This is a genomic window from Bacteroides sp. M10 (genome assembly GCF_014334015.1).
Classification (GTDB): Bacteria; Bacteroidota; Bacteroidia; order Bacteroidales; family Bacteroidaceae; genus Bacteroides; species Bacteroides intestinigallinarum.
In genome coordinates this window covers 4,439,815-4,459,647 of the sequence record NZ_CP060488.1, presented here as the reverse complement: position 1 = coordinate 4,459,647, position 19,833 = coordinate 4,439,815, and the positions used below count along the sequence as shown (strand labels likewise).

Sequence of the window (19,833 nt, the reverse complement as noted above, 5' to 3'; positions counted from 1 at the left end):
TGTGTTGAAACAAGTTTGAAAGGTTGTTGATTTTTGATTAATAAAATAGAGTATATGGGAAACTTACATTTCGATGCGACATACAACAATGAAGAAGTAATGCGAAAAATTCGTGAGTCTCAAAAGGCTTTTGTAGAACTTGGAAATTCGGCTGAAATTCAAGGGCGGAGGATTGATGCAGCATTTGAAAAGATTTCGTTGAAAAGTCTTGAACGTGTGCAACAAATAATGAAGAACTTCCCTAATGAAGTGCAGGGTATTTCATCATTTCAAAGGCAAATTGATGGACTTGAAAAGCATATTGAGCGATTAAACCAGAGAATTGCGAGTGTTGGCAATGGCAAGTTAGGCTCTACTTTCAGCGATGTTTCAGGCAATGTCAATATTGGTAATGTCTTGAAAGAACAGGTTTATGAGGGGGCACAGGCTGTCAATACCTTAACTGAAAAAATCATCAAACAGAAGGTTTTGATAAAGGATATTGAACATGATGTTCGGACACTTGGCGAAGCATATAAAAAAGCAGGAGAAGGCACAACTAAGAAAAATGCTTTGTTTGCTGATTTTAAAGGTGCAAAAAGTGCATTACAGGAGGAAAAGAGCGCATTGTTCGAACTTCAAACTCAACAAGCGCAAGCCCGTTTGTCAGTGCGTAAATTAAAAGACGAACAAAAGCTATATCAGAAAGAAACAGAAACAGTGGTAAACGCAAATGAAAAGATGTCTCTGTCTTTCGGGAAATTGTTAGGTGTTATTGGAGGCGTTGCAGCTCTGAAGAAATTAGGCTCTGAAATAATCCGAGTGCGTGGTGAGTTTCAGTCTATGCAGACAGCAATTGAAACAATGGTTGGAAAAGATGTTGCTAGTCAAATCATCCCCCAAATTAAAGAATTGGCAAAAATATCGCCTCTTACTTTGACTGATATGGTAGGTGCTGAAAAAATGATGCTGGGTTTCAATATTCAAGCAGAGGACACTATCAAGTACTTGAAAGCCATTAGTGATATTTCCATGGGGGAATCCAATAAGTTCAATTCTCTTACCTTAGCTTTCTCCCAAATGTCCGCTGCTGGCAAGCTGATGGGACAAGACCTTAACCAAATGATCAATGCCGGATTTAATCCACTGCAAACCATTTCCGAAAAGACAGGAAAGTCTATTGCTACATTGAAAGATGAAATGTCCAAGGGGGCTATCTCCGCTGAAATGGTACAGCAGGCGTTTATTGATGCTACTTCTGCCGGTGGCAAGTTCTTTGGAATGTCCGAAAACGCCTCTAAGACTATCAACGGTCAGCTTTCAATGATGCAAGATGCTATGGATAATGCTTTCAATGAGATGGGGCAAAAGTCGGAAGGTATTATTATGTCTGGTATTCAATTGACTACTTCCCTGATAGAAAACTATGAAACTATAGGTAAAGTGCTTGTAGGAATGATTGCCACCTATGGGGTGTATAAAACTGCTCTTATCACGAACATTGCATTAACTCATAGCTGGACAGTAGCTGCACGAGCTGATGCAGTCGCCAAAGGAATACAGACTATTGCAACTAAAGCGCAGACCGTAGCTCAACTAGCCTTGAATGCTGCAATGAAAGCAAATCCTTATGTTTTGGCTGCAACCTTAATTGTTGGCGCAGCAACCGCAATGTGGGCTTTACATGATTCTACTACTGCAGCGGAAAGGGCTCAAAAGAAATACAACAAGACAAAAGCAGATTCTTTACAGAAAGAAGAAGAACATAAATCCAGGTTAGAGAACTTAATAGCAACCATTCAAAACGAATATACCTCTTCCATGAACAGAGTGAAGGCTATAGAGGCCATAAAAAAAGAGTATCCTTCTCTGTTTCAAAAATACATAGACGAAAAAGGGCATATTAAAGACCTTATCGGATTATGGAAAGAGTATAATGAGGAAGTTACTAAAAATAAGGTAGAGACAAATAAAAAGAATCTTAGTGACTCTACAGCGAGGATTGAAGAATATGAGAAGATGTTATCACTATGGAAGAAGTTAGGTGAAAATCCTTATTATCGCAAAAATAGACTATCTAAGAAAGAGTTCGAATTGGCTGAAAAATACAAAGGAGAAACAGAATCTTCTTTAAGAAGAAAATTGGAACTCGCAAAACCGTCAAGAGACTTGTATCAGGAAGATGTTCGTTCTGATGAGCTAGCACAATGGCAACTTGATTTAAAGAAATCCACAGATATTCAAATTAAAACAGAACTTGAGGAGATGAAACGACTCCAACAAGCTCGAAAAAACAATAAACGGTATTCTTTAAATGTAGGAATTGGCTCAATGAAAGGCTCAACTACGGAGAGTGAATTAGCTAATAGGATAGCTATCCTTCAATCCGAATACGACTCACGGAGTAAGACTACCTACAAAGTAGATTATGAAAAAGCCAAGAAAGAATGGGATGAAGCCAAAAAAGCTTTATCTGAGATAGAAAAAGATAAGTCCAAGTTCACTTCAAAACAATATGAAGAAGCAAAAAAACGGGAAGAAACGGCTGAAAAGACGTATAAAAAACTTGGTGGTCTGACCGGAAGTAAACTTACAAAAGAAGAAAACCAAGCTGAAAAACTCCGTAAAGAAACAGAGAAATACAAACTTCTTCTCGATAAGCAAGGGTTAGAGCGTCAACGCCAACAAGAGGACATGGAAACTCAACTTTCCCAATCCAAGATTGACGCCATGTCTGACGGCTTCCTCAAAGAATATTCTCAAAGAGAACTCAACAACAAGAAAGAAATCCAAGCCCTCCAACGCCAAAAGGAAGATTATATCCGTGCCTATATCCAAGCGGAGAAAGAAAAGTTCGATGCTGAAGAGGAATTGAAAGCAAAACGAATCAAGGGATATAAAAAACAAACCTTCAACGATTCTACCGTTAAGGTTAATACTTCTAAGTATGATGAAGTGATTGAGAACACCAAAACTAAACAAGGTATCGATGAATGGCAGAAACGAGAGGACGCCATGAATGAATATTTATTGAAATATGGTACGTTCTCCCAAAAGAAAGAAGCCATAGACAAGAAGTACCGTGCTGCTATGGATAAAGAAACAACATTCGGTGGAAAGGGGGTAATTCAAAAAGAATGGGATGAAGCATTAGCAAACCTTGATCTAAGTAAGCTCAAAGAGGATATAAATTGGGGGATGATCTTTGGTGATATGAGTAAAGTTACCAAGAAACAATTACAGCAGGTAAAGAAACAGTTGCAAGAATTTAAAAGGTCTCCTGAGTTCAAAACCTCCACCCCGGAACAGATCAAAGTGATAGAAGAAGCTTTGAATAACATAAATACAGCATTGGTTGATAAAGGTGGTTTCTTTGGAGGATTGACGGACTCTCTTACTGAATATGAAGGCACTGTATATAAAGTAAAAGAGGCACAGGAGGAGTTGGAAAAGGCATTGAAATCAGGCGATGAAGTTGCTATAGAGAAAGCGAAGAAGAAAAAGAACGCAGCAGAACAAAATCAAGCTAATGCACAGGCAAATGTAGAAAAGTCTAAAGACAAGGCAATCAGTAATATTACTGCTATCTCCAATGCCATCGTGCAGCTCGGCAAAGAGAATGTTAGTTTGTCTGATATTGGAAATACAGTTGGAGCCCTTGTTGATGCCCTAAGCTCTTCAGGAACCAAAATAGGTGGAATCATTTCGGCTATCTTATCTATTATAGATGCTGCAGGTGAAGTGGGTACTTTTCAATATGGTATGGATATTATCGAAAACATATCAAGTACTGTAACCGACGCTTTCGCGAGGGACACAGAATCCATAACTGGACTAGATATGAGTTTCATGAAAAGTGCTGATTATGACGACTACAACGAACTTGTTGAGCAGTATGACACTTTGATAGATGTCTGGGATCAGCTACTAGATAAGAAAAAGGCATATATAAAAGAATCTTACGGAATAGAAGCGACAAAAGCCGGACAAGAGGCATTGGACTTATTAAATTCCGAGAGGAAAATAACAAGGGAACTAGCTAGTTCGCGCTTGGATGCAGGTGCAAGTTCTGGTAGTCATTCTATGAATTATCGAATGTGGAAAGGTTCTTATGATTACAACGGTACTAACTGGAAAGATGTGGCTGGCGATATATCTAAATCCCTTGGCGGTGTTGACTTCAGTAGCATGTGGAGTATGCTTGATATGTCAGCAGAACAGTTGGAATGGATAAAAACCAATTATTCTGGGTTATGGTCAAAAATGGATGGTGATTTCAGGGGGTATTTGGATGATATTATTGAGTATGGGGATACCGAAAATGAAATCATTAAATCTATCAATGAACAACTAACCCAGACTTCTTTTGATAGCCTATTTGATAGTTTTGTAAATACTCTTATGGATATGGATGCTTCTTCTCAGGACTTTGCTGATAATTTCGAAGAATACATGAGAAAAGCGATTTTTACTTCAATGTTTGCCAAAAACTATGAAACAGAGTTAGAAAACTGGTATAAGGATTTTGCCAAGGCAAATGATAAGGAAGGAGGTATAACAACAGATGATGTCAATGATTTAAAAACGAAATGGGATAACATTGTAAACGGTGCATTATCAGACCGCGAAGCTTGGGAGAAAATAGTAGGTAGCTCTGGTTCTGAATCATCACGTGAAGCTTCAAAGAAGGGTGTTGCAACGGCTTCACAAGATTCTGTTGATGAACTTAACGGACGCTTTACAGTCATTCAGGGACATACCTACGAAATCAACAGTGGTGTGAAAGTGATCCAGTCGGATACAGCGAAGATTGCCGAAAAACTATCATTCCTTACCAGCATGGACAAGAACATGAGCGACATGGTTAGAGGACATGATATAATCGTAGCCCATCTTTCTAACATTGAAGGGTATACAGCAAATCTTGTTGACATTAGACAATTCATGTATTCTATGAAATTAGGAATTGATTCACTTAACACTAAAGGGATAACACTTAAGCGATGAAAGGGCAATTACTAATAGACAGAACAGATGCTTATACCAGATTGGGTATATGTGTTACAAGGGGAAGTTACAATAATCTTGTAGCATTTCCAGCTATGAAAGAGCCGGACAAAAACGACTGGCCGGAAGAAGACGGGAAGGAGTTTGATCTGACTACACCAACTCTTAATACAGCTGAAGTAAGCATTGAGTTTGCATATATAGGCAGTTTGGGTATTGGTGGACTGATTGATATACTTTCTGACTTGAGTTATCATGAATTTTACTTTCCCTTAATCGGCAGGAGTTATAAGTTACGTCTGTCTTCCCAAAGCAACTATGTTATTAATCCGAGCCTTGAAGTTGCTAAATTTATTTTTAGTAACGACTTCCCCCGAGAAGTCGATTACGAATACCAGGAGCCCGTAAATGAGCTTCCAATGCCTAAAGGTTACGAGATTGATAACAAAGACTTATCCGATTATGGCGTAGTCGTATTGCAAGGTAGCAATGCTGAAATACTAAAGGCTCCGACGGTAAAAAAGAACCTATTACAGAATTTCAAACGTCAAGATGGAGCAATCTATGACGGTGAAGTTGTGAAATTCCAAACCAAAGAAGTATCTCTCAAATGCCTGATGCGGGCCGGGACGATTGAAACGTTCTGGCGTAATCGCGATGCCCTACTCTATGATCTCACAAAACTGTCTGCTAAGACAGATAATGAAGGATATGAGTATTCCGATGCGGAACGTATATTTTATTGTGATGAGTGGAGTGAAAGCTATCCTTGCTATTATAAGAGTTGCCAGACAAACAATTTTCTTCTTAATAATGGGGTATGGTGGGAATTTACCTTGAAACTTGTATTTACTAGTTTCCGGATTGGAGAAACAGACTTCCTGCTTGCATCCGAAGCAGGAGAATTTATCATAACAGAAGATGGAATATTTTATATTGACTTAAAAAATTATGCCAATTAAAAAGAAAAAAATCAGCGAATTAACGCTTGCTGATAGCATGGTAGGATTGTACACTATTGGCGTTAAAATGGTGAATGGCGTACAAACAAGTGTAAAAGTTAGTCTTGAATTCATAAAGAAAGCCTATGATGACGTAGTTGCAGCAACAAAGAAGGCCAATGACGCAGCAAAGACGGCCGATGATTCCCGAACCCAAATAGAAGCGAATGAAGATACTCGACAACGCAATGAAGCTACTCGTATCGATGCTGAAAGAAATCGTTCAAATGAAGAACAAGCCCGGTCAGCTGCAGAATCAGTACGTATCATAAATGAGAATACCCGTAAAGCAGAGGAAGCAGCTCGTGCGACCGCTGAAGGGCAACGTGTATCTGCAGAACTTAGCCGCGTTGAAACAGAAAATAAACGAGTGTCAGATGAACAAACACGTAAAAGTAATGAAGATGCACGTAAGACCGCTGAAACAGGACGTTCTTCTGCAGAATCGGAACGTGTGAAGGAAGAAGACAAACGAAAAGCGGCTGAAACAACACGTTCTACAGCTGAAACAGATCGCGTAACAGCCGAAGATGAACGAAAAGAAGCCGAATCCACGAGAGAAACGAATGAAACTGCACGTGTGACAGCCGAAGATAATCGCGTTACTGTCGAATCTGAACGCGTATCTGCTGAAACAGACCGTAAATCAGCGGAGACAGCCCGAGTATCAGAAGAAAACAAAAGAAAGTCCGCTGAAACAGAACGTAAATCAGCGGAGACAGCCCGGGTATCCGAAGAAAATAAAAGAAAGCAAAATGAAGATACCCGCAAAGCTGCAGAAGATACTCGTTCCTCAAATGAGACTAGGCGTGTCTCTGCTGAAACAGAACGTGTAGAAGCCGAATCCCAACGTAAGTCAGAGTATAGCGGTATTATACAAGAAATGACATCTGCTACAGGAGATGCTACCGCACAACTAGAACTTGTAAAAAAAGCTACGAATGATGCAAATGCTGCCAAAAACGCATCAGTTGAACAGACTGCTCTTGCAAAGAAAGCTACTAATGACGCTAACGCAGCAATTATAAGTATTAATGCTGCCAAAGAAGAAACCCACCAAGCAACAGAAGAGGCTAACGCTGCCAAAGTTGCATCGGAAGCCCAAACAGCTTTAGCGAAAAAAGCTACTGATGATGCTAATACAGCCAAAAACGCATCAGTAGCGCAAACAGCTCTTGCTAAAGCTGCCACAGATAGCGCAAATGCGGCAGCACAGGCCGCCAATAACGCAGTTTCTGGAGTTGATGCTAAAGTAAAAGATGCAGTGGATGCACTTGTAGCTGGAGCACCGGAAGCCCTCGACACGCTTATTGAATTGGCTAATGCCCTTAATAATGATCCGAACTTCGCCGCTACCATGGCAACAGAGTTAGGGAAGAAAATCAACGTTTCCGATATTGTCAACAACCTAACAAGTGGTGGTACTGGCAAGGTCCTTTCTGCCGAACAAGGGAAGGTTTTGAAAGCAGCTTTGGATACACATAACCATGCAGGAATATACGAACCTGTATTCTCAAAAAATACAGCTTTCAATAAGAACTTTGGCACAACTTCCGGAACTGTTTGCCAAGGAAATGATAGTCGACTAAGTGACGCACGTACACCTAAAGCGCATACTCATAAGAAGTCTGAAATAAGTGATTTTCCAACTTCTATGCCAGCAAGCGATGTGCCTGCATGGGCGAAAGCTGCAAGTAAACCATCTTATACAGCTTCCGAGGTTGGTGCGTCCCCGTCGAATCATACTCATACAGGGGTCTATCAGCCAGCAGGAAGTTATGCAGCGAGTTCGCATAAACACGAAGCAACGGATATTACTCCGGATAGTACTCACCGCTTTGTTACTGATGCAGAAAAAAGCACTTGGAACAGTAAAGCTGCGGGAAACCATAATCACGATTCAGTATATCAACCTAAAGGTAGCTATGCACCGTCTTCTCATAAACATGCAGCAACTGACATTACGGACGATTCTACACATAGATTTGTCACAGATTCGGAAAGATCTACTTGGAATAGTAAGGCGGCAGGAAATCACAACCACGATTCAGCATACCAACCCAAGGGTAGTTATGCTGCAAGTTCTCATAAACATACAGCGACGGACGTTGAAGAAGATTCGACTCATCGTTTTATGACGGATGCAGAACGTACAAAACTTAGCGGAATAGCCTCCGGAGCTAATAATTACTCTCATCCGGCTTCTCATCCAGCATCAATGATTGAAGAAAGTACTACAAGAAAATTCATGACGGATGCGGAGAAAACTTTACTAAGTTCTCTCGGGACTACGTATGCTTTAGCTGATCTATCGAACGCAATGAGCGTAAACCTATCCTTGAACGGTTATGCAAAATTCAATAATGGATTACTTGTACAATGGGGCAGAGTTGGAGGTTCATCTACAGCTTCGTATAGTGTGACTATGCCTACATCTTTTTATAATACTGAATATAAAATATTTGCAACTGTATATAAGCCTAGTAGTGACTCCGCCGTATATTCATCATCTCCTTTGGCAATAAATAAAACAGTTAGTAGATTTTATTTGAATAGAAATTATGCAAGTGGGGGTACTACTGGATTATCACAAGAATCATGGGACTGGTTTGCGATCGGGCGTTGGAAATAACTAAAAAACAAATATTATGAAGTATTGGAAAAATGGATTCTACGATGAACCGGTAGACGGTTCAGTAGAAATAACGGATGAGCATTACAATCAGCTATTAGATGGGCAGTCTAACGGTTTACTGATAGTTGAAAGTAAGAATGGATACCCGATTTTGGTAGAATATGAGTACGACATCGAAGAAGTGCGAAAAATGAAAATATCTAAAATACAGATATTTGACAAATCGGCCGATGTCAATTCTTTTAAAATTAAAGGGGAAAGTATGTGGTTAGACAAATCCACACGTGTTGGATTATTTAACTCAATTTCGATTGAGAAAAATGCAGGGAAAACGCATACAATCCTGTGGTATGATGCAGTGAAGTATGTTATCCCTATACCTGACGCTTTATCAATGCTGAATGAGATTGAAATGTATGCATTAAACTGCTACAATGTGACACAATCGCACATCGCAGCAGTCAGATCATTGCAGACTATTGAGGAAATCGAAAACTACGATTATACGATAGGTTATCCGGCAAAGTTGAGCTTTCCGGGATAACCAGTTTTGAAGTTGTATGCTTCAATTTCTTCTTTTGTTTCTAATTGATTGATAGCGTTGATATGCCTTTGTGTTGTGTCATAGCACGCAAGGGCATATAATTCTAGTTGTTGCAGCATATTAACGGCCTTCTCGATAGAGAGAATAAACTGCGTATCACCTAGCCAAATACTTGTTTCAGATCGTCCAGTTTCTCTTTCAATACTAATTGAGTTCATAAGCCCTACACGAGTATTCTTATTCAGCCATCCAAATACTCCGTTTATACTGAATTGATTCACTGCTTCAGATGAATCGAACAATCGTAATTCATCAAGTTTTTGCGCTCTGGTTTCTTCGATAGTAGCCTCGTGCACAACTAAAATAGGATATCCTTTTTTGCTTTCAGTTATTATCAAGCCGGTAGATTGACCAGCCAGTAACTCTTGATAATATTCATCCGTAATTTCTACCGAACCGTCTACCGGTTCGTCATAGAATCCATTTTTCCAATATTTCATGATATTTGTTTTTAAATTATTTCCATTTACCTATTGCAAACCAAGTAAACTGCCAACCTGTCCAAGCTATTTCTCCTCCGCTTGCTATATACCTTGTACCTACTTTAAATGAAGAAACTGTTTTAGTATATATTGTTGGAGCATACACTATAATCTCTGTTGTATTAGCTGATACTCCCGTTAGTTGTACGATATAATTCGTATCATAGAAACTTGTAGGTAGATATAATGAGGAGAATCCTACAGCTCCAGCCTTTACTCCCCACTGGATTAATAGACCATTATTGAACTTAATATATGAATTTTGTCCGAAACTTTGACCAGATGATTGAATTGCATTAGTTCCGAGAGAACTTTGCCAAATTACAAGCAATAAAAGTAATACCAATTTTCTACTAAATCTATCCATAATCAAATTTATGTTATAATATTTCTATTTCCAACGGCCTATAGCTATCCAAAAGAATTTCCAAGAAGTAGGATATACTACATTACCACTTGTATATGTCATACCACCTTTGAAATAAGTAGTAGCTTTAGTGTTAATATAAGGGCATAAAACGACGGATTCAGCAGTAACGGCATATTCTGCACACATTGATATTGAATAGTAAGTGTTTAAAAAAGACGTAGAAAAAAAATAATTAGTAGCCCCTGAATACCCACCACCATATCCCCACTGAATCAATAGACCATCTGGTAGCTTATAATATCCATTTTGTCCAAGGTCCTTTGTCGTAACATTGGAAAAATCTTTTAACGCACAATTTGTCCCGAGAGAACTTAGGTGAATTAAACTACATTTTGAGTGATTTCTTTTAAATATTTTTCATTTTGATTTATTTCGTGACAATGCAGTTGATGTTGTGTGTAATATATTATTTTATCAATGATTCGTCTATCATTTCCTTACTTTTATGCCTATTATTCAATACATTTCTATTTGACATTTATATTTTAGGATATAATTCTAAGGATATGGTAACTTTATATAATGATGATAAGGAAATAAAAATCGAAGTAAAGGATGAAAGCTACTCTTATGAAGCTATCATGGAGGAGTGCTCATTAACTTTATATTTCGATTATCCCGGATATATTGAAATTCCGGTTGGCTCCTGGTGTGACTTCTACGGGAAGCGTTATTCTTTGAAGAGGGATAGCAATTTCAAGAAGAACGGTGAACGTAACTTCGAATATACTCTGATTCTGGAAACTGGGGAGGCTGATGCTATGCTGTGGAAAGTACGTCATACCGTTGACAGAAGTATTAAATTCTCATATACAGCCAAGCCACATGAACACCTACGTCTACTCGTTGAAAACCTGAACCGTCGGAGTACCGGTTGGAAAGTCGGTGATTGCATTGAAGGAACGGAAAAAGTAATCAACTACAATCACACCTATATTCTTGATGCTTTCAATCAACTTGCAGAACTATATGAAACAGAATGGCAGATCATTGAAGAAACGGTTGAAGGAAACCAAATTAAGACTATCCATCTGCGTAAAGTTGAGTATAACAAGGAGAACCCTTTGAAACTGTCGTATGGTAAAGGCCACGGTTTTAAGGTCGGTGTTGGTCGCGAATCCGGGGAGATACCACCCGAAATAATTTTGGTAGAAACTACAGATCGCAATATTGATTATTCTACATACGGATCTAAGTACCTGTTACTTCCAAAGAATAAGACTATCCGATTTGATGGAATCAAATTTGAGAATGAAGAGGGCTTCGATTCTACTAAGGCGCGTATCTATAAGACCGATGCGGATGGAACTTGTGTCATGCGTGCCGATAAAGAACTTACAACAGCAAAGGAAGATAGTCTGGATTGTACAGCTATTTATCCTTCCCGTGTCGGTACTGTCAGTGCTGTTATTGAAGTGAACAAGAAGAATAACTTCTTTGACTTTGTAGATAAAGACATCCCAGAAGAGTTGAATTTCGAAGATTGTCTCATAGCTGGAGAAAGTATGACTGTCATTTTCCAAACCGGCATGCTTACAGGCAAGGAGTTCGAAGTAAAGTATATCCATGAAGCGAAAGACAAGAAAGAGGCACGTCGATTTGAAATTGTTCCGCAAGAAATCGATGGGATAACAATGCCGGAACCGGAAGTCTGGCGCCCGAAGGTTGGTGATACATACGCAGTGTTCGGAATGCAATTGCCGAAGGCTTATATCTGTAATGACAGCACACAAACAGGTGCGAGCTGGGAAGCTTTCAAGGAAGCAGCAAAATACCTGTATGAACATGAAGATAAAGCATTCATATTTACCGGGACATTGGACGGTATTTGGGCTAAAAAACGCTGGTTGGAGATAGGCGGTAAAATAGTACTCGGAGGGTATGTTGATTTCTATGATACGCAATTTCATCCGGAAGGTTCTCTTATTCGCATGATCGGAATCAAGCGCTATATTAATAATCCATATTCTCCGGAAATAGAGTTGTCAAACGAACCAATCAGTACATCTGTTTCAAGTGATCTGAATAAGATTGAGACGAACAAAGTAGAGGTAGATATCAAGCATAAGGACGCCCTGCAATTTACTAAGCGTCGGTTCCGGGATGCAAAGGAAACGATGTCCATGCTTGAAGATGCACTGCTGAACTTCTCCGGCTCTGTCAATCCAATAACCGTTTCAACCATGCAACTGCTTGTAGGTGATGAAAGCCTGCAATTCCGTTTTGTCAATTCAAAAACGAATCCAGTTCAGGTATCTCACAATATTACTTATAATGCCAGCACAAGAATACTGAACGCTCCGGCAGGAATCCTTCAGCATTTAACACTCGGCATTAGTTCTCTTTCTTCTTCACATAAGGCAGACGAATATAAGTACTGGGATATGGCTGAATACAATTCTCCGGCACTCATTGACCCGGAAAAGAAATATTATCTATATGCTAAAGTTGGCAAGGAGAATCAAACCGGAACATTCCTCTTGAGTGAAACAGCTATTAAAATGGAACAGATAACTGGATATTATCATTTACTCACCGGAGTGCTTAACAGCGAGTATGAAGGTAGTAGAAGTTTTGTTCAGCTATACGGATTTACTGAAATTCTGCCGGGTCGCGTAACAACAGAAAGAATCCTTTCGCCGGACGGTGATACATATTTCGATCTGGTAAAAAGTGAGATAGGCGGTAACATTCAAATAAAAGCAGGTTCTTCCGGATTGGAAAATCTGTCTGAATGGGAAGCTGCTCATCAGGAAATAAAGGATGCAGCTAAAGCGGCCAAAGATGCTGCCGATTCAGTGGAAGGACTTCATAACTATGTAGATGGAGCCTTCGCTGACGGTCTTATAGACGAAGCAGAGGCAAAAGCTATTGAAAAGTATATCAATACGATCAACAACACTAAACAAGCTATCGAAGCAACTTACAATAAACTCTACACGAATGTTTATTTATCCGGCTCTGCAAAGGTTGGTTTGCTCAATGCTAAGGTTACATTGATGGGAAGTATTGAGAACCTTATAAATGCGATCAATACAGCCATCGCTGACGGACAGACCACTGTAGAGGAAAAAAGAGATGTAGATAATAAGTTTACTCTGTTTAATTCAGCCTTAGCAACTTTCAATACAGCTGTTGAAGAAGCAAATAAGGCAATACAGGATAAACTAAAGGAATATTCTGACGAGGCACTGCAACAAGCAATACAAGCTTTAGAGGATGCAGCGAACGCTGCTAAAGCTGCGCAGGACGCTGCCGATTCAGTCGATGGCTTACATGATTATGTGGATGGCGCATTTGCGGACGGTATCATTGACGGGGCGGAAGCGAAAGCGATAGAGAAGTATTTGAATACAGTCAAAAATACGAAATCTGCCGTTGAAGCGACATATAGCAAACTATATGTAAACACCTATTTGGAAGGTTCTGCAAAAACAGCCTTACTTAATGCCAAGGTTTACTTATTTGGTGCTATTGATAATCTTATTGCTGCAATAAATACGGCTATTGCAGATGGACAAACGACTATTGAGGAAAAAAAGAATGTAGATGATAAGTTTACTCTATTCAACTCTGCTTTAGCTAGTTTTAATACAGCTGTTGAAGAAGCAAACAAAGCTATTCACGACAAACTGAAAAGCTATTCCGATGAGTGTACAGCCGATTTGAAAGTACTCAATACTCAAATCTCCGCACAAGTAACTCGAGTTGACAGCCTGACGCAGCGGATAGATACTGCAGGTTGGATTACTACAGCTGACGGTAATAAGATATATGCTTCTAAAGAACTGGAAAACGGCAATACGCTTATATCTTATATTAACCAGGCAGCAGGTGAAACGACGATTCACTCATCTAAAATTAATTTGGAAGGTGCTGTTACAATCACCGCACTGCATAGTGATCTGCAGACAATGATTAACTCCAAAATTGATAGAGACGGATTGGGCAAATTAGCATTTGAGGATGCAGTCGAATATGCAAAACTTGGTACTACAATTGTTGTAGGCGGGTATTTGAATACTGATTTGATAAAGGTTCGCAGGATAGATGCTGACTCCGGGTTCATAGGTGGTTTTACTATCGAAAATGGACGTCTCGTTTGGACGCGTTCAGATTATTTCGGAGGAACATCAAGAAGTTTAAAGCTCGGCTCTGGAACTGCGAAAGAAGGTGTTGTTAATGTGACTTTTAATGCTGCAACTGATGGCAAATTTGGTGTTTGTGCAGTAGGAGCAACAGCAGGAGGAAGTGCGGCCATCTATGGTTCTTCGCGATCAAATCCTACATATCCGAGTAATTACATTTATGCTGGTTATTTTGATGGGAATGTAGAAGTATTGGGTGATGTTTCTGCGAATGGATTTTACCCTCGTGATGGTAATGGTAATTCATTATCCGTATTGTCCGATGTATGGATTACTAATCTGGATTCTCCAGGAAAGGTTTATAAGCAAAAGATACATATAGTAAAAGGTATGGTGATAGAAATGACTAACACATAAAATAGAAATGAAAGTAAATCTAAACAGAAACTTACTTGACTTTAGAGGTCGGGAGTTTATCGAATTGGTGAATGGTAAGGAAAGTAAGAAATCTCTTCGTGATTTGGTGGCAGAGGCATTATTTGCAGCAGGCTCTAATCCACAGAAGAATATGGAAACTTCCAAGAAATTACGAGCATATAAAATGCTACAACAGATTATTAACAATCGTGGAGTACTTGATATTGAAACGGAAGATGCTGCTCTATTAAAAGAAATTTGTGGAGAGTATCTTACTGCAGGTACGTACGGACAAATTTATGATTTAATAGAAGGAGGAAACAAGGAATGAACATCACAGCAACTAACAGTACTGCAACAACTAAGGTTACGGACGCTATCAGGATTAAGTACAGAATGTCAACCCGTGGTACCGAAGCGGTGAAAGATATTACTGCCGAGATTGTCAAAGATGAAACGACTGTCGGCTTCTTCAATATTTCTCGAAATGGAGTAACTGGATTCTCGCTACATGAGGATCATGGGCTAACCTCTGGCGAAGTGAAACAAGTATTTCAGACAGCTATTGATGATTGTAGCGAGGTATTAAAATAAAGTATTAATATTTTAGATAAAAATGATATGGATTATTTTAAAAACTTACTTATTGGATTGGTTACCGGCATAGCTGCTTATCTCAATCCTATCTCTGGGGAAATCAAAAGCCTTATTGCTGTATTTGCCCTCAATTTCATTTGTGGACTGCTTACTGCACTCCTTATCAATCATGAGAGTTTTTCTTTTAAAAAGGCTTGGAGGTGTATCGTAGAAGCAACTATTTTCTTTGCCTTGGTTAGCTGCATCTACTTTATTGGTGAACACAAAGGAAATCCGGAAGGTGCGCTACAATGTGTTTCATTTATTACGTATAGCGTTTTCTATTTCTACGGGGTGAACATTCTAAGGAACATCAAAGAAATTCTACCCAACTCTAGCAATGGCCATAAGGTAGTAGCTTTCTTGCACTATGTATTAAGTGTTGAGTTTATAAAGAACATCCCCTATTTAACGAACTACTTACAAAAAGGAGACGCAAAATGAAAACTATTGATGCAATTATCATCCATTGTTCGGCCACGCGTGCCGGACAGGCTCTACGAGCCAAAGATATTGACCGGATGCACCGGGCTCGGGGATTCAATCAGATCGGTTATAACTTCGTCATTGACCTGGACGGAATGATAGAGAACGGTCGCCCGCTATCCATTGACGGGGCACATTGCAATACGAAAGGTTTTAGCGAATCTTCGTATAATAAGCATAGTGTTGGCATCTGCTACATAGGTGGTTTGGATGCAAACGGAAAGCCCGCAGACACAAGAACGATCGCTCAAAAGGTAACTTTGCGTGAATTGGTTGCGAAGCTCTGTAAAGAGTATCCTATTATCGAGGTTCTTGGACATCGTGATACTTCGCCCGATTTGGATGGCAGCGGTGAAGTAGAGCCGGCAGAATATATCAAAGCGTGTCCCTGCTTCGATGTCCGAAGTGAATTTTCCAATTTCTTACGCAATACAGTGATCCGGCCATGAATCGAATAATATACATTACCATATTGTTAACGTCAGCAATATGGTTAAGTTCCTGCAAGGCTTCCCGTAACATCGAGATGCAAAAGCAGGTGGACTATTACGGAGAGTTCCAATACCTGCGAAACATGATTGAGTCTCTACAGATGAACGTGAATAAGCAGACGAAGATTACTACCGACAAGTTGAGTGATCTAAAGATTGAAAATACAACTGTTTATCTTTCTCCTCCCGATTCAACAGGAAAGCAATATCCGATTAAAGAAAGTACTACTACTGCATCCAAGCAGGATCAGGAACGAACAGAAGTTGATGAAACATTATCCATTACTTTGCAGCAGTTCTCGAATCGCCTTGATACTATAAGTAACAAGGTGAATGCTTTACTAAATCAAAGAGAGAAGGTAGTCGAATTATCTTGGTGGGATTTGCATAAAGATAAAGTTTATTGCTATGTCATTGGCTTGATTCTTGCGGGATGGTTGGTGTGTAAATTTAAGAAATAAGGCTTTCTTCTATTGAAAATACAATTTTTTGGCGAAATTATATGTGAGAAAATACAATATTGTGGAAATAATATATATCTTTGCAGCAAAAGAATATCTCTGTTGGCGCAGAGATAAACTTTAAATTCGGTGATGTAAAAATATAAAATTGTATTTATGGCAAAAATAAAGAATGTGGCTGAAACAGCCAAAAGGAAGCGTATAATAAACGCTAAAGAATGTGAATACGAACTTCGTGAGTCGTTAGAAAAGCTATTTGATGCTTTTTGGAATGCTGTACGTAATTATGAAAAAGAGGTAATACAAACCCCGTTTACAGCTCGTTGTCGAGGATTTGAAGCCTCCCTCTTAAACTCAAAAATAATTCAAAGTGTTCAGTCTGTTTTTAAAGATGACTGGACATTTGGAAAGTACAAAAGATTTATGCTTAGAGTTAATGGATATATTATGCTTTTTAAGAAATTAAATAGTAAAAATATGCCAATGAATGTTCCAACTCGTTTTTCATCATCTATTCAGAACCAAGAGCAAGGTTATTTGTTTGATATGTATGATAACGGGATAGAACCTATTTTATTTTTTGGATATAATAAAAGTCGTTTTGGGGAGATTATAAATCCAAAATTGGTTTATATCGATGAAAACAAAGTGAGATGGACTATTTCTGAAAATGATATTTCTACAGTTAATAGAACAATGGATGTTCAGCCAGCCGCTGCGTCTCTCTCTGTACGCCAAAATATCAAAAAGAAAGAAGGAACAAATAATTAATAATATAATACATCACCGAATTTATTTTAGAAAACAACAATACTGATAGCAAAAATGGAAATCAACTATAAGCAGATAATATTTGCTCGTGAATATCGAGGTTACTCACAAACCGAGCTTGCTTCTAAGATTGTTGGATTGTCACAATCCAATTTATCTAAGTATGAGAAGGGTATTGGTCCTTTATCTACCGATGTGCTTAATCGCATAATTGATTTTCTGGGATTTCCAACTGACTTTTATGAGAAGAAAATCTCAAATATTGCAGAAAATGCGCATTACCGAAGGAAGAAAGGAATGACTAAAAATGAACGTTCCCAAATAGACCTTTCAAACAAGTTATTAGGTTATATTGTAGACCAAATGGGGGAGTCTGTGGAATTTCCAGATATGTCATTTCGAATGATTGACCTTGAAGATGGATATACACCCGAAACCGTGGCTCAGTACACCAGGAAGTATTTAGGCTTGAAAGATGAACCGGTTCGGAATATATTCTCTTTGCTGGAAAGAAATGGGATTATAATCATAGAATTGGATTATGATGTGGATCTATTTGACGGGGTTTCTTTTTTGACAGATGGTGGATATTATGTGATTATTATTAATAAGAATTTTAGTAATGACCATAAAAGATTCACTTTAGCACATGAACTGGGACATTTGATCATGCATACTTCAAATGAGTTTCTAATCTCTGAATATAGGGATAAAGAAGATGAAGCAAATAGATTTGCTTCAGAATTCCTTATGCCTTCTGATGCTATATCAAATTCCTTACGTGGACTAAAACTGCAGTATTTGGTGGAATTAAAAAGATATTGGTTAACCTCCATGGCATCTATTGTACGTAGGGCAAAAGATTTGAAATGTATTACTAACGAAAAATATAAATATTTTAGTATTGAACTAAGTAGAAGAGGATATAGAAAAAGCGAACCTGTGAATGTATATATTGATATGCCGAATATGTACAATGAAGCTTATAAACTTCATAAGAATGAATTGGAATACTCAAATGAGGAAATGGCAACTGCATTTAGTTTGCCTATTGATGTTCTTACTAGATTTTGCTGTCCTACAAAAACCAATTTGAAATTAAGATTGAGTATATAATCTGTATATCTTATAAATATAATCATCATATGGCTAAAACAATAAAAAAATTCACTTATGCGGTGAAAGATAAATATGATAATATGGTAACTGTGTATGCAAGAATTGAAAAGGAAGGTGGTTTGTATTACTGGTATACAAGTCATTTGACAAAACCGCAAGATGCAGATGGAATAGGAATATATAATCCTTCTAATGTTGAGTCTAATCTTGATACTGCTGAAGCATTTTTGAAAGCATATATTAGTATGATGAAAGATTCTAAAGTAATTGTACCAAACAATCATTATTGATTTATTATTTTAGAGATAAGTTGTGTTCTATTAATGATAAATCCTTTTTATATTGCCCCGTCTCTTTGATTCGGGGTTTTTCTTTATCCACCTCCAAAGTATCGCTATCTTTATGCTATAAAAGATTATTTTATGTGATAGTCATGTGATCGGCTCGGTACGAAAGATTCGGGGCTTTTTTCTTATTCATAATCAAACTTCTCGTATCTTTGCAAAAAAAAGATCCATAATGAAAGTCAAACATGAATATGAAAGAATGCCGGCCAATGAAGTTTGGAATGTAGTAGTAGCTTATATTAATAAGAACAAGCAGTTTTTGTCCTCTACTGGTATTAAATATAACGCCAAGGTCATAATTGATTCTATAGAATACAAAGGTGGAAGGGAAGGAAGTGTTAGAGCCACTGAAGGAGAGTCTATCAGTAAGAATCAATTTATTTCCGCATTTAGGCAAATCCGTGACATGGAATGTATCAATACAAAAAATGTCAAGCCATATATTGATAGAAAGCAAAGTCCATTTGTAGGCTTACTAAAGTCCGTCGGCATCATTGAGTAAGATACGGTTCAGGAAGTTAAGAAAAAACGAAGCGCTTGCTAAATTTGCTATAAATAATCGGTAGCTGAATAGTCACCTATTTTTATGCTCTCTGCAGAATACTAGAATCGTAAATCTTCATTTTCATAAATAATTGGCGGAATAGTATTCAAATTAAAAAATAATTAATATATTTGCGTACAGACGTGGATGTCTGTTGTATCATCTCTCTATAGAAAAGTTGCTAGATTTCAGAGGAGAGAGACAATGCGTTATTTACTCCAAAAGGAATGAGCCTCGACTAAGTGTAGTCGGGGCTTTTTTTTATAAGTTTTATGAATTTGATGTGCTAACGAAATGCTAATGACTAACGATATATTATCTTTGTGTCATAATCT

General features: G+C 38.3%; 16 protein-coding genes. 14 read left to right on the top strand and 2 right to left on the bottom strand.

Annotation, left to right across the window (positions count from 1 at the left end):
- The first annotated feature begins 54 nt into the window (after nt 1-54).
- Genes H8796_RS15985 through H8796_RS15970 form a run of 4 tightly spaced genes read left to right on the top strand, consistent with a single transcriptional unit; the run spans nt 55 to nt 9,166 of the window.
- Nucleotides 55-4,986 carry a tape measure protein gene (locus tag H8796_RS15985; protein WP_118299729.1) on the top strand — a complete coding sequence of 1,644 codons (4,932 nt, stop codon included), beginning with the start codon at nt 55-57 and terminating at the stop codon, nt 4,984-4,986.
- Nucleotides 4,983-5,948, top strand: a complete 966-nt coding sequence (locus tag H8796_RS15980; RefSeq protein WP_118299728.1) for a hypothetical protein — start codon at nt 4,983-4,985, stop codon at nt 5,946-5,948. The genes H8796_RS15985 and H8796_RS15980 overlap by 4 nt, the downstream gene beginning before the upstream one ends.
- On the top strand, nt 5,938-8,619 hold the full coding sequence (locus H8796_RS15975) for a hypothetical protein (protein WP_187343829.1): 2,682 nt from the start codon (nt 5,938-5,940) through the stop codon (nt 8,617-8,619). The genes H8796_RS15980 and H8796_RS15975 overlap by 11 nt, the downstream gene beginning before the upstream one ends.
- Before the next feature lie 16 nt (nt 8,620-8,635).
- Complete coding sequence (locus H8796_RS15970; RefSeq protein ID WP_049702781.1) at nt 8,636-9,166, top strand: DUF4376 domain-containing protein; 531 nt, start codon at nt 8,636-8,638, stop codon at nt 9,164-9,166.
- Here the strand turns inward: H8796_RS15970 and H8796_RS15965 are convergent.
- Entirely contained in the window at nt 9,136-9,666 is a 531-nt protein-coding gene (locus H8796_RS15965) for a DUF4376 domain-containing protein (RefSeq protein WP_049702780.1), read from the bottom strand. The genes H8796_RS15970 and H8796_RS15965 overlap by 31 nt on opposite strands.
- A 16-nt stretch (nt 9,667-9,682) precedes the next feature.
- Nucleotides 9,683-10,075 (bottom strand): hypothetical protein, encoded by a 393-nt coding sequence (locus H8796_RS15960; protein ID WP_049702779.1) that lies wholly within the window; start codon nt 10,073-10,075, stop codon nt 9,683-9,685.
- Nucleotides 10,076-10,644: 569 nt separating this feature from the next.
- On the opposite strand from H8796_RS15960, the gene H8796_RS15955 reads away from it, so the two are divergent.
- The 10 genes from H8796_RS15955 to H8796_RS15910 all read left to right on the top strand — a co-directional run bounded on the left by H8796_RS15955 (nt 10,645) and on the right by H8796_RS15910 (nt 19,456).
- The gene (locus H8796_RS15955; protein WP_187343828.1) at nt 10,645-14,643 is read left to right on the top strand and encodes a hypothetical protein; all 3,999 of its coding nucleotides are present in this window, start codon (nt 10,645-10,647) and stop codon (nt 14,641-14,643) included.
- A 7-nt stretch (nt 14,644-14,650) separates the two neighbouring features.
- A complete protein-coding gene (locus H8796_RS15950) occupies nt 14,651-14,974 on the top strand; it encodes a hypothetical protein (protein WP_118299824.1) in 324 nt (107 codons plus the stop codon).
- Nucleotides 14,975-15,039: 65 nt separating this feature from the next.
- The gene (locus H8796_RS15945) at nt 15,040-15,237 is read left to right on the top strand and encodes a hypothetical protein (protein ID WP_229120485.1); all 198 of its coding nucleotides are present in this window, start codon (nt 15,040-15,042) and stop codon (nt 15,235-15,237) included.
- Between the two features lie 27 nt (nt 15,238-15,264).
- Nucleotides 15,265-15,723 (top strand): phage holin family protein, encoded by a 459-nt coding sequence (locus tag H8796_RS15940; RefSeq protein WP_049702776.1) that lies wholly within the window; start codon nt 15,265-15,267, stop codon nt 15,721-15,723.
- A complete protein-coding gene (locus tag H8796_RS15935) occupies nt 15,720-16,214 on the top strand; it encodes an N-acetylmuramoyl-L-alanine amidase (protein ID WP_118299822.1) in 495 nt (164 codons plus the stop codon). Before H8796_RS15940 ends, H8796_RS15935 begins: the two co-directional genes overlap by 4 nt.
- Nucleotides 16,211-16,717: a histidine kinase gene (locus H8796_RS15930; RefSeq protein WP_118299821.1), complete on the top strand. Its 507-nt coding sequence runs from the start codon at nt 16,211-16,213 to the stop codon at nt 16,715-16,717. Before H8796_RS15935 ends, H8796_RS15930 begins: the two co-directional genes overlap by 4 nt.
- Nucleotides 16,718-16,873: 156 nt before the next feature.
- Nucleotides 16,874-17,488: a hypothetical protein gene (locus H8796_RS15925; RefSeq protein ID WP_118299820.1), complete on the top strand. Its 615-nt coding sequence runs from the start codon at nt 16,874-16,876 to the stop codon at nt 17,486-17,488.
- Between the two features lie 54 nt (nt 17,489-17,542).
- Nucleotides 17,543-18,604 (top strand): ImmA/IrrE family metallo-endopeptidase, encoded by a 1,062-nt coding sequence (locus H8796_RS15920; protein ID WP_118299819.1) that lies wholly within the window; start codon nt 17,543-17,545, stop codon nt 18,602-18,604.
- Nucleotides 18,605-18,633: 29 nt separating this feature from the next.
- Nucleotides 18,634-18,897: a hypothetical protein gene (locus tag H8796_RS15915; RefSeq protein WP_055268847.1), complete on the top strand. Its 264-nt coding sequence runs from the start codon at nt 18,634-18,636 to the stop codon at nt 18,895-18,897.
- Between the two features lie 229 nt (nt 18,898-19,126).
- Nucleotides 19,127-19,456 carry a hypothetical protein gene (locus H8796_RS15910; RefSeq protein WP_118299818.1) on the top strand — a complete coding sequence of 110 codons (330 nt, stop codon included), beginning with the start codon at nt 19,127-19,129 and terminating at the stop codon, nt 19,454-19,456.
- The last annotated feature ends 377 nt before the right edge of the window (nt 19,457-19,833 follow it).